The organism is Bacteroides sp. 90-K9/2 (genome assembly GCF_047310725.1).
GTDB classification, from domain to species: domain Bacteria; phylum Bacteroidota; class Bacteroidia; order Bacteroidales; family Bacteroidaceae; genus Bacteroides; species Bacteroides vicugnae.
Genome location: NZ_JBCGVL010000005.1, coordinates 321,269 through 335,106 on the forward strand (window position 1 = coordinate 321,269; position 13,838 = coordinate 335,106).

The window sequence follows — 13,838 nt, forward strand, 5'->3', positions numbered from 1 at the left end:
GTTAGTTTTACATAAGTAGTACGATGACAACTCCCCAGATAATCAGGAGTGTATTGCCGACTGCATACGTCACCGTATATCCTAATGCCGGTGTGTCGCTTTCCACTGCATCCTGAATGGCTCCCAACGCAGCTGTTGTAGTACGTGCTCCTGCCGTACATCCCAATGACAGGGCAGGGTGGAACTTGAACAGGTATCTCGCCATCAGCAATCCGGCGAGGAGAGGGATAGCCGTAGCCAATGCACCGATGATAAACAGGCTGACGCCTACTTCCTTGAATCCGGCAATGAAACTGGGACCTGCAGCGATACCGACCACTGCGATAAACATATTCAGCCCTACATTATTCAATACCCATAAAGAAGGTTCGGGAATACCTCCGAAAGTAGGATGCTTGCTGCGTAGCCAACCGAACAGAAGTCCGGCTATCAATGCGCCTCCACTGGTAGAAAGACTGATAGGAACACCTCCCAGATGAATAGCCAGTGCACCGAAAAGGCCACCGAGCAAAATACCCAATCCAACGAAAATCATATCTGTCTGATTGGTAGGCCGGTCAATATAGCCCATTTGTTTGGCAGCACTTTCCACTTCATGTTTAAGACCGGTAAGTTCGAGAATGTCTCCCGAATCTACGATTGTCTTAGGTAATACCGGAACGTTGATTCCGGCACGCTTGATATTCCGGATGCTGACCCCGTGCATAAACTTCTGCGATCTGATTTTGGAAACTGTTTCTCCGGCAAAAGTCCGGTGGGTCACCATTACAGGAAGAGTTTCTGCCGGGAAGTCAAGTAATTGTGCATCGATCACTTCCGGACCTATCCAGTCTTCTTCTCCAATCACAAATTCACGGCGTCCGCTAAGTACCACTTCGTCGTTCTTGTGAAGAATCAGGTTCGGATCTACTTCCTTCACCATTCTTTTTTGACGAATCCGTTCTACAAACAGACGTTTGTCATTCTTGCATAAATAAGCTTCGAGTTCACTGACTTTCTTTCCTTTGCCAAACCATTCGTTGGTGATTTTATAAGCACGGAATACGACCGGACGAAGAGCTGGGGAAAATCCGGGTTCATCAGCTTCCGATGTTCCCATTTGAGCCTCCAGTTCCTTGCAGTCGGCTTTCACCTTATCCAGTCCCCCCAGCATCTTAGGGCCGAGAGAAGCCAGAATCCATGCCGAACCGGCCGTTCCGAAAATATAAGTTACGGCATAAGCTACCGGAATTGCATTGATGAACGTGGCTTTCTGTGCATCGCTGATTCCCAGCTGGTTGATCGTATCGCTTGCCACGCCGATAACGGCGGATATTGTTTGTGAGCCTGCCAACAGTCCGGCAGCTTCTCCTACATGATATCCCATGATTTTGGCCAATATCCACGGGGCTACCAGACTGACAATACACATCAATACGGCAAATCCTACTTGTGGCAGACCGTCTTTCTTCAATCCGCGGAAAAACTGCGGACCCACCTTATAGCCAACGGCAAATAAGAAAAGCAGAAAGAACACGGCTTTCATCGGACCATCTACAGTGATATTCAGTTGTCCGACCAATACTCCGACCAGAAGAACGCTGGTGACTGTCCCCAAGGAGAATTTTCCTATTTTGAGTCTGCCGAGCCAGAATCCGGCAAAAAGCGTAAGGAAAATAGCAAGTTCAGGATGTACCCTTAGTTGATTAATAATCCATTCCATAATTAAGTTGTTGTTTAGGTTATGCTATCTACAACAGTTGTTGTGTGGAAAGAGTTTATAGTGTTTATGATAAATAGAGATATAAATATCCGATAGACTTTAAATTTCTCTATTTCGCTTTTTTGTTATACTTTTGTTCATTCAAAAATAAAACTAATCATATTCTGTATGAAATCAGACATAGAAATTGCTCGCAGCATTGAGCTGAAGAAGATTAAGCAAGTTGCCGAAGGTATCGGAATCCCTCGCGAGGAAGTGGAGAATTATGGCCGCTACATTGCAAAGATCCCCGAACAACTGATTGATGAAGAGAAAGTGAAGAAAAGCAATCTTATTCTGGTAACTGCTATCACAGCAACCAAAGCGGGCATCGGCAAAACTACAGTATCTATCGGTCTCGCTTTGGGACTGAATAAAATTGGAAAAAATGCGATTGTCGCTCTTCGTGAGCCGTCTCTCGGTCCGTGTTTCGGGATGAAGGGGGGAGCAGCCGGTGGAGGATATGCACAAGTGCTTCCGATGGACAAGATTAACCTCCATTTCACTGGTGACTTTCATGCCATCACCTCTGCTCATAACATGATTGCCGCCTTGCTCGACAATTATCTCTACCAGAATCAGTCAAAAGGTTTCGGACTGAAAGAAATCCTTTGGCGGAGAGTGCTCGATGTGAACGACCGTTCATTGCGTAGCATCGTTGTCGGCCTCGGACCTAAATCCAACGGGATTACCCAGGAGTCCGGTTTCGATATTACTCCTGCTTCGGAAATCATGGCAATTCTTTGCCTTTCTAAAGATGTGAGTGATCTGCGTCGCCGTATTGAAAATATCCTGTTGGGCTTCACGTATGACGACCAACCTTTCACAGTGAAAGATTTGGGAGTGGCAGGAGCCATTACCGTGTTATTGAAAGATGCGATTCATCCTAATTTAGTGCAGACTACCGAAGGAACCGCTGCTTTTGTACATGGTGGTCCGTTTGCCAATATTGCCCATGGCTGTAACTCTATCCTTGCCACCAAATTGGCCATGTCTTTCGGTGATTATGTAATCACGGAAGCCGGGTTCGGTGCTGATCTCGGTGCGGAGAAGTTCTACAATATCAAATGTCGTAAGAGCGGGCTTCAACCTCGTCTCACGGTGATTGTCGCTACGGCACAAGGATTGAAGATGCATGGAGGCGTCAGTCTCGACCGTATCAAAGAGCCGAATATGGAAGGACTGAAAGAGGGATTGCGTAATCTCGACAAACACGTTCGTAACCTTCGCTCATTCGGTCAGACAATCATTGTAGCTTTCAATAAGTTTGCATCCGATACGGACGAAGAAATGGAATTGCTGCGCGAACATTGCGAACAGTTGGGAGTGGGCTTTGCCATCAACAATGCGTTCAGTGAAGGAGGAGAGGGAGCAGTAGATATGGCTCGCCTGGTGGTAGATACCATAGAGAACAATCCGTCAGAATCCTTACGCTACACTTATAAAGAAGAAGATAGCATACAGCAGAAGATCGAAAAGGTAGCTACTAATATTTACGGAGCCAGCGTTATTACCTATAGCAGTATCGCCCGCAGTCGTATCAAACTGATTGAGAAAATGGGAATCACTCATTATCCGGTTTGTATTGCTAAAACACAATATTCATTCTCTGCCGATCCGAAGATTTATGGTGCGGTAAACAACTTCGAGTTCCATATTAAAGATATTGTTATCAATAACGGAGCTGAAATGATTGTGGCCATTGCCGGAGAAATTCTTCGTATGCCGGGATTACCCAAGGAACCGCAAGCATTATACATCGATATTGTGGATGGAGAAATAGAAGGATTGAGTTAATATATCCTCAAGAAAAAAATATTCCGGTATTGCCGGTAAAATAAATCCCCGTCTTTCCCTATAAAATAAAATGTGGAAAGACGGGGATGGCTGTATATAGAGTCCAGTGCGCTTCTATTTTCTCTTCTTGCACACTGTACGGTTGAATTCGTCCTTGTTGTAAGTGATATATAACATCATATATTTCTTTTATAGTAAGAAAAACGAAATTCCGGACAGATGGTTCGGATAGGATTGTTAATAAATAAAAAAGTCTGCTCCTTTTACGAGGAGCAGACCTTAAATGGGAAATAAAGCTGCCAGTTTGTAGCTATTAGCTTTGAAATTGTTTTTTAATAAGCAAAAAGAGGATATTTCTTCATTGTCTCATTGACACGTGCACGTACTTTTGCAATAACTTCCTCATTTTCTACGTTAGACAATACAGTCTCGATCATTTCGGCAATTTCGAGCATCAAGTCTTCTTTTGCACCACGGGTAGTGATAGCAGGAGTACCCAAACGGATACCGGAAGTCTGGAAAGCCGAACGGCTGTCGAACGGAACCATGTTTTTGTTAACGGTAATATCAGCAGAAACCAATGCTTTTTCTGCCACTTTACCTGTCAGTTCAGGATATTTGCTACGCAGGTCGACCAACATAGAGTGGTTGTCTGTACCACCGGAAACGATAGTAAAGCCACGGTCAATCAAAGCCTGTGCAAGTACAGCAGCGTTCTTTTGTACTTGTTTAGCATATTCCTTAAATTCAGGTTGCAGGATTTCACCGAAAGCAACTGCTTTAGCAGCAATTACATGTTCCAACGGTCCACCTTGAACCCCTGGGAATACGGCAGAATCCAGTAATTGAGACATCATCTTGATCTCACCTTTCGGAGTGGTCTTACCCCACGGATTGGGGAAATCCTTACCCATCATGATGACACCACCACGAGGTCCGCGAAGTGTTTTATGTGTAGTAGAAGTGACGATATGTGCATATTTAACCGGATTTTCGAGCACTCCGGCAGCGATCAGACCGGCAGGGTGAGCCATGTCGATCATCAGGATAGCGCCTACTTTGTCAGCGATTTCACGCATACGTTTGTAATCCCATTCACGGGAGTATGCAGAACCACCACCGATAATCATTTTCGGTTTCTCACGCAGAGCGACTTCTTCCATCTGGTCGTAGTCAACGCGTCCGGTTTCCTGATTCAGGTTATATTCACAAGGAGTATAGATAATACCGGAAGTGTTTACCAGTGAGCCATGAGAAAGGTGTCCGCCGTGTGCAAGATTTAATCCCATGAATTTGTCGCCCGGATTCAGAACTGCGAGGAAAACAGCGGCATTAGCTTGTGCTCCCGAGTGTGGCTGTACGTTTGCCCATTCAGCGCCAAAAATTTCTTTCAGGCGGTCGATAGCGATTTGTTCGCTTTGGTCTACTACTTCGCAACCTCCGTAGTAACGTTTGCCGGGATAACCTTCTGCGTACTTGTTAGTCAGACAAGAACCCATTGCCTGCATAACCTGGTCACTCACAAAATTTTCTGATGCAATAAGCTCGATTCCTTTCAACTGACGTTGATGCTCTTTTTCGATAATGTCGAAAATGATGTCGTCTCTTTTCATTCTTTTATAAGTAAGATTAAATTTCTAATTCGAGATACCTATTTTAAGCGCACAAAGTTAATGAAATCAAAGGATAATTGACAATTGCCTCCTGACAATTGACAATCTTTAAACATTCAACCCTTTGAACCGCCACTCTTTATTTTTCAATTCTCAATTTTCAACTCTCAATTTCTTAAAGAATGAATCCCAGCGAAAAACTTAATGCGCTGTCGCGGCGACGGAAAATAATATTGCTCACCCCCGTGCTTCCGTCAGAATTGATGTTGTCGTAAATGATGGACTTGGAGATGTTTCCGAGGCCTTGCTCGTAACGGAAATCGAAGAAGATACGGGAGATGTTGACGCCTACGCCGATCACTGCACTGACATTGAACGGATACAGCCTTTCATGAATCCCCTTCTGGTCGAAATTCTTAAAAGTGATTTCATTGTGCTTTCCCCATAAATAGCGAAGTTTGGGACCTACGAAGATAGACATTCCATAAGGTCCTTTTTTCACCACATTATAACCATATAATATGGGAAAATCGATACTGTGCAGCACCGATTGCACCGAAGCATAATCAGGTTCGATGGCAGGATGCTGCGAACCGAGCTTATCGAAAGTAATCTCACATTTGCTTACATTATAGGACACTTCCGGCTGAATGAAATGCTTCTTCATATTGATGCGCATAAAGAGGGCGCCGAAATAACCTATCTTATAGTTGTTCTGCACCTCATCGATAGTCACATCCTTAATTTTCAGTTCAGACACCATGAACATGGAGGAGTTGAATCCCGCCTTGATACCGATATTTATTTTTCTTGTATTGGGGCGGTCCACTCTATCTGCATTATAATTCTGACCGACAGCCGTGCAGGCTATGGCTAACAAACCGGGAAGAATGAATTTACGCAGCATATTCATGGCAATATCGCACTTTTTATGATTTCTTCTTTTCCACACTCCAACCGAACTTACCGATTTTCTCTCCCAGATTATAATATCCTCCGTGCACATATACCAGCGGATTGGCTTCTGCTAGTTCCAGCTTTCCGGTTTCCGGATTCAGGTTCCGGTCGTCCGCACGGACATTTACCACGTCAGCGATAAACATATCGTGTGAGCCGAGAGAGATGATTTCTTTCACACGGCATTCAATGCAAAGAGGAGATTCTTCAATCAACGGGGCACTGACCACCGTACACTGTCCGGGTGTCAGCTTCATCTCATCAAATTTATGATAATCACGTCCCGAACGAACTCCGCACCAGTCGGTGGCAAAAGCCATATCTTTCGTTGTCAGGTTGATGACAAACTCCATGTTTTTTTTGATAATGTCATAAGAATAGCGCTCCGGACGTACGGATATATAACACATGGGCGGGTTTGTACAAATCGTACCCGTCCATGCTACTGTGATAATATTATATTCGCTTTCTTCTTTTCCGCAGCTCACCAGTACAGCCGGCAGCGGATAAATCATCGTTCCTGGTTTCCAGTCCTGTTTCATACTACTTATATCTTTTTTCACCACAGAGGACACAGAGTTTTATTTCTTTGAAAAAAAAGTTTTTTACTCTCTGTACCTCAATATACTCTGTGTCCTCTGTGTCCTCTGTGGTGAATAGGAGTTAGAGGATTGTAATCTCTTCACGTTTCTGCTCTTTCTCGCAATAATGACATTTAACGATGCAATTATCCTTATCTATCACATGAAAGATAGTGGCCATCGGTTCGTTGTTGGTGATACATTTCGGATTGGCACATTTCACGATGCCACGAAGTTCATCCGGCATTTTCACCTCTTTCTTTTCCACTACTTCGTAATCGCGGATGATATTCAGCTTGACGTGTGGGGCAACTACTGAAATACGGTTGATCTCTTCGTCGCAGAAGAATTTATCTGCAATCTTGATGATCCCCTTTTTACCCAGCTTCTTGCTGTCGAGGTTGAATCCGATAGTGATATTGCTGGTCATCTGTTCCACACCGAGCAGTTGCACTACGGTAAAGAGCTTTTCGGATGGGATATGGTCAATCACTGTCCCGTTTTTCAGGGCAGCTACTTGCAATTCTTGTTTATTTTCGCTCATAATAAAATATCGTTTTTAACGTCATCTAATGTGATACCTAATACATCGCAAAGGATTGCTTCGCGGGCATACAGACCGTTTTGTGCCTGTTGGAAATAATATGCTTTCGGGTTGTCATCCACATCGTAAGCAATTTCGTTGACGCGGGGAAGCGGGTGCAGGATACGCAGGTTCGGACGTGTGTTCTCCAGCATTTTGTTACGGAGAATATATACATTCTTCACCCGTTCATATTCCATCAAATCGGTGAAACGTTCGCGTTGCACACGGGTCATATACAGAATATCAGCATCAGCGATAATCTCTTCGTTAAATTCCGTATGTTCAACGTATTTTATTTGGTGAGTTTTACAGTAAAGTTTGTATTCCTCCGGCATTTTCAGCTCTTCGGGAGCGATGAAATGGAAAGTCGGATTAAAGTGTCGCATCGCCATCAGCAATGAATGTACGGTGCGACCGTATTTCAAGTCACCCACCAGGAAAATGTTCAGATTTTCCAGCGTACCTTGTGTCTTGTAGATAGAGTAGAGGTCGAGCATCGTTTGCGACGGGTGCTGGTTGGCTCCGTCACCTGCGTTGACAATAGGCACCGGGGCTACTTCGCTGGCATACCGTGCAGCTCCTTCGAGATGATGTCGCATGACGATAATATCTGCATAGTTGCTCACCATCATGATCGTGTCTTTAAGTGTTTCCCCTTTGGCAGAGCTGGTAGCTTTGGGGTCAGAGAATCCGATTACTCGTGCACCGAGACGGTTGGCAGCTGTTTCAAAACTCAAGCGGGTACGGGTGGAAGGTTCAAAGAACAGGGTTGCTACAACCTTTCCTTGTAATAACCGGCGATTGGGGTTCATTTCAAACTGCTTCGCCATTTCGAGCATGTAGAGGATTTTTTCTTTAGAATGTTCGGCAATGGTTACTAAACTTCTGTTTTCCATTTTGTTATCTTTTATGTGGATAGAACTTGTTTTACCGGAGCGTAAAGGTACGAAGAATTTGTGAAAAGCACAGATTTTTCGTACCTTTTTTATCAGCTTTTAATCAGTCGGTTTATTTCCGTCCGCCGGCTAACGCTGCAATGATATATTTCCCCGGTGCTCCGATTTTGCTCCAGGTCGTATTGGAGAGCAGTTTCCACACCTGGGTGCCTTTCCTGCCATAGTCCGATAACCGCAGAATCGTCTGTTTCTCTTTCTGGTCAGTCACTTTATGGTTGTCCAGGCTCTCCATTAATCCTGCAATGTTGTGTGTAGCCAGATTGTAGGCATACCCCGGAATCTCAATCGAAACAATGTTGGTTTCTTCTTCTTCATGATTTAGTTTAGTTTCCTTTAGTTTAGTTTGTCGGAAAATGTCTGCATTTTCTTGACTCACCTCCTCTTGAGTTTCAAAAATGTCTGCATTTTCCGCGTTCAACTCTTCTTTTTGCATCCCTTTTTTCTTCTTGGTCTCTAATAGATAAGGTAGTTGGGAGAAATCTATTTTCCTCCGTGTAGTGGCTTCGAACCACACCCTTTGAATCTGTTCCGAAGTGAGTATGCCGTATTTTTCGTAGGTTTCTTTATGGAAAAATCCTTTCTCCAATAACAGGTCGACAATCTTTTCCATCATGTCCTCTTTGATCCCGCCGCCCACTTTACGGACGAAAATCAGGTTTTGTTCCTTTCCCCAAGAGATATAATATCCCTCTTTATATATTTTACAAAGCAATCGCATGACAATGTAAGAAGCTAATACTCCAAACTTAGCTTCTAATAGTTCCATTACTTCTTCGTCAAAGAAGTTTGCCGGTGTCGGAAAATAAGGTATCCCTTTATTAATCATATTCATTGTTCAATATATTTTAATCTAACTTATACAATAGCTCTCCACTCCATCAGGTTCCCGATCATAAATCTTCTCCATCCTTTTTGTTCTTCACTCCAATAGAGAATAGACTCTTGTTTTGCTGTGATATTGAATTCTCTATGGAAGAATTTTTCATATCCTACCAGTGTTCCTCTTTCCAGACAAAACGTGCCATCCTGCTTGTAAAAAGCTATCACTACATTTCCATACAACATGCGATCTATTAGTTTAATGCACTCTTGTACAATTCTCTCCGCACATTTATCCGAAATCCCCTTTTCAGCAGTAATACGTTTTTTCCATACTAATTTGCAAGCTTCTAACTTGCCTTTCCTGATTTTTTGTCTCATTTTCTTCTGTTTTTAATTTTGAAAAATAAATTTCTGTTTGAGCGTAAATCTTCCCTTATAGATAGTGACGGTATGTTGTTGTCATAGCGTCACTATCCTTTCATTATAGTGACGCTATAACGATAGCATACCGTCACTATTTTTTTAAGAGAAAATCTGTTAGTTTTCGACCGGTTGAAAACGGCGGCGAAGGTAAGCTTTATATTCCAACTGTCCCATTATTTTTTCTTAGTACTTGCTTTTGACCTTTTCAGCCTGTTCTCTTTTTTCCTTTTTTTCTTTCATGTACTCTTCCTCAACAGGTTTTTTCAATGCACCCAATTCAGCATGTATACTGCTAAGTTCCATTAACTTATAGCCGCCATGTTTGTGGATGTATAATACTTTTTGGTCATAGATATATTGGGCTAGATTTATCAGCTTTTTCTTCTTAGGATGGCGGAAATGTCCATCAATAAAGATTTTTAAATACATGGTGAAATAAAGGCGGATATCTCCGTCGATTGCTATTCTGTTATCCAGCTCTTCTTCACTGATGATTTCTTCCTTTGAGTGCTTCCCTGAAGCTTTTTTCATTGTTTGGACATTTCTTTTTACCTTGTCGTTTTTACTACCTTTTTTGGCATTTTTACTTTTCATAATCTACTAATTTTAACGTTGGTTAAACATGTGTTAATTCTAAAAATAATATCTGGAAAGTGAAATTGAACCTGCAAAAAGATTTGTTCTTTTGTCGCTTGCCAAATAGTATATATATAAAATAACTAGTGATGCAAATGATGAATAAAAATGGATTCAGTCGATGTGGGGAGAACTACATCAATCGTTTACGAAAGGAGGGGCGCTATTCTACAGCGCATGTCTATAAGAATGCCCTTTATTCTTTCAGTAAGTTTTGTGGTACGTTGAATATGTCGTTCAGACAGGTCACCAAAGAACGTTTACGACGTTATGGTCAGTATCTTTATGAGTGTGGTTTGAAGCCTAATACGATTTCTACGTATATGCGTATGCTTCGTAGCATTTACAATCGGGGAGTGGAAGCAGGGAGTGCCCCTTATGTTCCCCGATTATTTCATGATGTCTATACAGGTGTGGATGTCCGACAAAAGAAAGCTTTGCCTGCCGGTGAGTTGCACAGACTTCTGTATGAGGATCCCAAATCGGAGCGTTTACGTCGCACACAAACTATTGCTGCTCTGATGTTCCAGTTTTGTGGAATGTCATTCGCTGATTTAGCGCATCTGGAAAAATCGGCTTTAGATCAGAGTGTATTACGCTATAATCGAATCAAGACGAAAACTCCCATGAGCGTGGAAGTGCTTGATACTGCCAGGGGAATGATTAATCAACTCCGAAGTAATCAGGAACCCATTCCTGATTGTCCGGACTATCTGTTCGACATACTTTGCGGTAATAAAAAACGGAAGGATGAAAGGGCATACCGTGAATATCAGTCTGCTCTTCGGAGATTCAATAATCGTTTGAAGGATTTGGCGAGAGCTCTACGTTTGAAGTCTCCCGTTTCTTCTTACACACTCCGTCATTCCTGGGCAACGACAGCCAAGTATCGTGGAGTGCCAATTGAAATGATCAGTGAATCATTGGGACACAAATCAATAAAAACCACACAAATCTATTTAAAGGGTTTTGAGCTAAGAGAACGTACAGAGGTAAATAAAGGGAATTTATCTTACATTAGGAACTATCGTTTAGGTAGGTAATTAACGGTAAAGTGTTAGAAATCAAGGGCGAAATGTTTCTGTTACTTCTTAGGTAACGGATAATTATTCGGTGCAAAGATATGCAAAAATACAAATAGTAAACAAGTAAAATCTTCTTTTTTTTTCTGATTTGTTGAAATATGCAACAAAAATATATCAGGACATGATAATTCTGTTTCATCATGCCCGATATTCCTATATTCTGTTTTCAAAGATGTTTTTCCCTTCGCGTAGGTTAGAAAAACATTGCTGTAGGCGGTTCTTGTCTATGTTTTTCTGTTTTCATCTGTTTTCCTGTGAATAAGTACCTTATCCGTTACCTAAGAAGTAACGGATACATAAGGGGTAAAAAAGTATGATTCTAACGAAAGAAACTTTAAGTGCTGGGCCTAAAATTGGGACAGGGGAAGGCGTAGCACACTCTAAACGCTGGTATGTCGCTCTGGTCCGTATGCATCATGAGAAGAAAGTAGCCGAACGTTTAGACAAAATGGGGATTGAAAATTTTGTACCGGTCCAGCAAGAAGTACATCAATGGAGCGACCGCCGTAAAGTGGTTGAATCCGTGTTGCTTCCCATGATGGTTTTTGTACATGCTGATCCTAAAGAACGTAAAGAGGTTCTTTCCTTTTCTACAGTTAGTCGGTATATGGTAATGCGCGGTGAGAGCAGTCCGACTATCATTCCTGATGAACAAATGGCCCGTTTCCGTTTTATGCTCGACTATTCCGAAGAGGCAATCTGTATGAATAGTGCTCCTTTGGCACGTGGTGAAAAAGTACGTGTTGTCAAAGGTCCTTTGACTGGTCTTGTAGGAGAACTTGTCACGGTAGATGGCAGGAGTAAGATTGCTGTCCGGTTGAATATGCTGGGGTGTGCTTGTGCGGATATGCCGGTTGGGTATGTGGAACCTGTCAGTGAACGGAATTGATTCAGAAATATATTTATCATAAACTAACACTTATAAAAACCATAGTTAAAATTGTGAAATTTGCTTATGTAGCCTTTCTGTTATTTATGTTTGTCGTGTTGACTATGCTTGTAAAGCTGAATGTATCTTGATTAACGAGTTGATGGAATGTCTCAAAATATTTCAGATAATAATAAACGTATAGCGAAGAATACGTTGCTGCTGTATGTGCGGATGCTTTTCATGATGATTGTGTCTTTATATACGAGTCGCATCATCTTGAATGCATTGGGTGTGGAAGACTTTGGTATTTACAATGTGGTAGGTGGGGTAGTGGCGATGTTTGCTGTTATTTCTGGATCCTTGTCAGCCGCCATCAGTCGTTTCATTACTTTTGAGCTGGGAAAAGAAGACCAAAACAAGCTGAATCGCATCTTTTCAGCTTCAGTCACTATTCAACTCATTCTGTCACTACTTATTGTTGTTCTTATCGAGTTGATAGGAGTGTGGTTTCTGAATACTAAGATGACTATCCCTGTCGAACGAATGACGGCAGCCAACTGGGTACTCCAATTTTCGATCGTCACCTTTGTTATTAATTTGATTAGTATTCCCTACAATGCAGCTATCATTGCACACGAGAAAATGTCGGCATTTGCTTACATCGGTATATTAGAAGCTATTGGGAAACTAGCAATTGCATTTTTGCTTATTATGGCTCCTATTGATAAGTTGATTTTCTACTCTATTTTAATGTGTATCGTTGCTATAATTGTCAGAGTAGTATATGGATGTTATTGTAAGAAACATTTCATAGAATGTACTTATCATTTTTATTGGGATAAAGATGTTTTTTATAAAATGTTTAAGTTTGCAGGATGGAATTTTATAGGTGCAGCGTCATCAGTAATCAGGGACCAAGGTGGAAATATTCTTATCAATGTATTTTTTGGTCCTGCGGTCAATGCTGCCAGAGGAATTGCGATTCAAGTCAATGGCGCAGTTATGGGTTTTGTAAATAATTTTATGACGGCTATAAATCCGCAAATTACAAAATCATATGCCGCGGGGGATAAGGAATATATGATGAAATTAATTTATCAGGGTGCTAGACTTTCTTTTTATATGCTTCTGTTATTATCCTTACCGGTGATTGTTAATGCACATTATATATTAGTTATTTGGCTTAAAATAGTACCCGGCCATACTGTGGCATTTGTTCAGTTGATTTTGGTTTCTGCTATGTGTGAATCAATTTCAAATCCACTAATTACAGCAATGTTGGCAACAGGTAATATTAAAAAATATCAAATAATCGTTGGAAGCTTACAATTAATGAATGTTCCAATTTGTTATCTGCTTTTTCGATTGGGCTATTTTCCGGAGAGTGTAATGATTATATCAATAATAATGTCACAGTGTTGTTTGTTTGTTCGTCTTTTTTTATTAAGGAAAATGATAGGGCTTTCTTCAATTCTGTTTTTAAAAAAAGTATATTTTAATATATTACTAGTGTCGTTAGCATCTGTTTTGTTTCCACTTATTTTAGAAAGCAAATTAACAGAATCTTTTTGTTCATTTTTTGTAAAATCTATTGTGTCTATTCTTTGTACTTCATTTGCAATATTATACGTTGGATGTAGTAGAAATGAAAGATGTCTTATCAAAAATAAAGCTACTCTACTTAAAGATAAAATATTAAAAAATGATAAACATTAGCAATCCGGCAGATTGTTGCGGGTGTACGGCTTGTGCTTGTATATGTGCTCATGA

The 13,838-nt window shown here is 41.5% G+C and carries 13 protein-coding genes; 4 read left to right on the plus strand and 9 right to left on the minus strand.

Annotation, left to right across the window (positions count from 1 at the left end; translation table 11 throughout):
- Positions 1-7: 7 nt before the first annotated feature.
- Positions 8-1,702, minus strand: coding sequence for an aspartate-alanine antiporter (aspT, locus tag AAHJ11_RS14210; RefSeq protein WP_367743445.1), 1,695 nt, complete (start codon positions 1,700-1,702; stop codon positions 8-10).
- A 168-nt stretch (positions 1,703-1,870) separates the two neighbouring features.
- Here aspT and AAHJ11_RS14215 point away from each other — a divergent pair, with 168 nt between their 5' ends.
- Complete coding sequence (locus AAHJ11_RS14215) at positions 1,871-3,538, plus strand: formate--tetrahydrofolate ligase (protein WP_122137592.1); 1,668 nt, start codon at positions 1,871-1,873, stop codon at positions 3,536-3,538.
- Between the two features lie 332 nt (positions 3,539-3,870).
- Here the strand turns inward: AAHJ11_RS14215 and glyA are convergent, their stop codons facing one another.
- From glyA to AAHJ11_RS14255, 8 genes are all read right to left on the minus strand, one after another.
- Positions 3,871-5,151, minus strand: a complete 1,281-nt coding sequence (gene glyA, locus AAHJ11_RS14220) for a serine hydroxymethyltransferase (protein WP_122137591.1) — start codon at positions 5,149-5,151, stop codon at positions 3,871-3,873.
- A gap of 175 nt (positions 5,152-5,326) precedes the next feature.
- On the minus strand, positions 5,327-6,064 hold the full coding sequence (locus AAHJ11_RS14225) for a porin family protein (RefSeq protein WP_122137590.1): 738 nt from the start codon (positions 6,062-6,064) through the stop codon (positions 5,327-5,329).
- A gap of 16 nt (positions 6,065-6,080) precedes the next feature.
- A complete protein-coding gene (locus AAHJ11_RS14230; RefSeq protein WP_413579676.1) occupies positions 6,081-6,650 on the minus strand; it encodes a flavin reductase family protein in 570 nt (189 codons plus the stop codon).
- 121 nt (positions 6,651-6,771) lie between these two features.
- On the minus strand, positions 6,772-7,233 hold the full coding sequence (gene pyrI / locus AAHJ11_RS14235) for an aspartate carbamoyltransferase regulatory subunit (RefSeq protein WP_032843517.1): 462 nt from the start codon (positions 7,231-7,233) through the stop codon (positions 6,772-6,774).
- Entirely contained in the window at positions 7,230-8,171 is a 942-nt protein-coding gene (gene pyrB / locus AAHJ11_RS14240) for an aspartate carbamoyltransferase (protein WP_122137587.1), read from the minus strand. The genes pyrI and pyrB overlap by 4 nt, the downstream gene beginning before the upstream one ends.
- A 112-nt stretch (positions 8,172-8,283) precedes the next feature.
- Positions 8,284-9,063, minus strand: coding sequence for a DUF4373 domain-containing protein (locus AAHJ11_RS14245; RefSeq protein WP_320974613.1), 780 nt, complete (start codon positions 9,061-9,063; stop codon positions 8,284-8,286).
- Positions 9,064-9,086: 23 nt separating this feature from the next.
- Positions 9,087-9,431, minus strand: coding sequence for an SH3 beta-barrel fold-containing protein (locus tag AAHJ11_RS14250; protein ID WP_008648001.1), 345 nt, complete (start codon positions 9,429-9,431; stop codon positions 9,087-9,089).
- Between the two features lie 228 nt (positions 9,432-9,659).
- Complete coding sequence (locus tag AAHJ11_RS14255) at positions 9,660-10,070, minus strand: DUF4119 family protein (RefSeq protein ID WP_413579677.1); 411 nt, start codon at positions 10,068-10,070, stop codon at positions 9,660-9,662.
- A gap of 131 nt (positions 10,071-10,201) precedes the next feature.
- On the opposite strand from AAHJ11_RS14255, the gene AAHJ11_RS14260 reads away from it, so the two are divergent.
- The 3 genes from AAHJ11_RS14260 (at position 10,202) to AAHJ11_RS14270 (ending at position 13,784) form a co-directional block, all read left to right on the plus strand.
- Positions 10,202-11,155 carry a tyrosine-type DNA invertase cluster 3b gene (locus AAHJ11_RS14260; RefSeq protein ID WP_148366909.1) on the plus strand — a complete coding sequence of 318 codons (954 nt, stop codon included), beginning with the start codon at positions 10,202-10,204 and terminating at the stop codon, positions 11,153-11,155.
- A 355-nt stretch (positions 11,156-11,510) separates the two neighbouring features.
- Positions 11,511-12,086 (plus strand): UpxY family transcription antiterminator, encoded by a 576-nt coding sequence (locus AAHJ11_RS14265; RefSeq protein ID WP_413579678.1) that lies wholly within the window; start codon positions 11,511-11,513, stop codon positions 12,084-12,086.
- Between the two features lie 147 nt (positions 12,087-12,233).
- On the plus strand, positions 12,234-13,784 hold the full coding sequence (locus AAHJ11_RS14270) for a lipopolysaccharide biosynthesis protein (protein WP_413579680.1): 1,551 nt from the start codon (positions 12,234-12,236) through the stop codon (positions 13,782-13,784).
- Positions 13,785-13,838 lie beyond the last annotated feature (54 nt).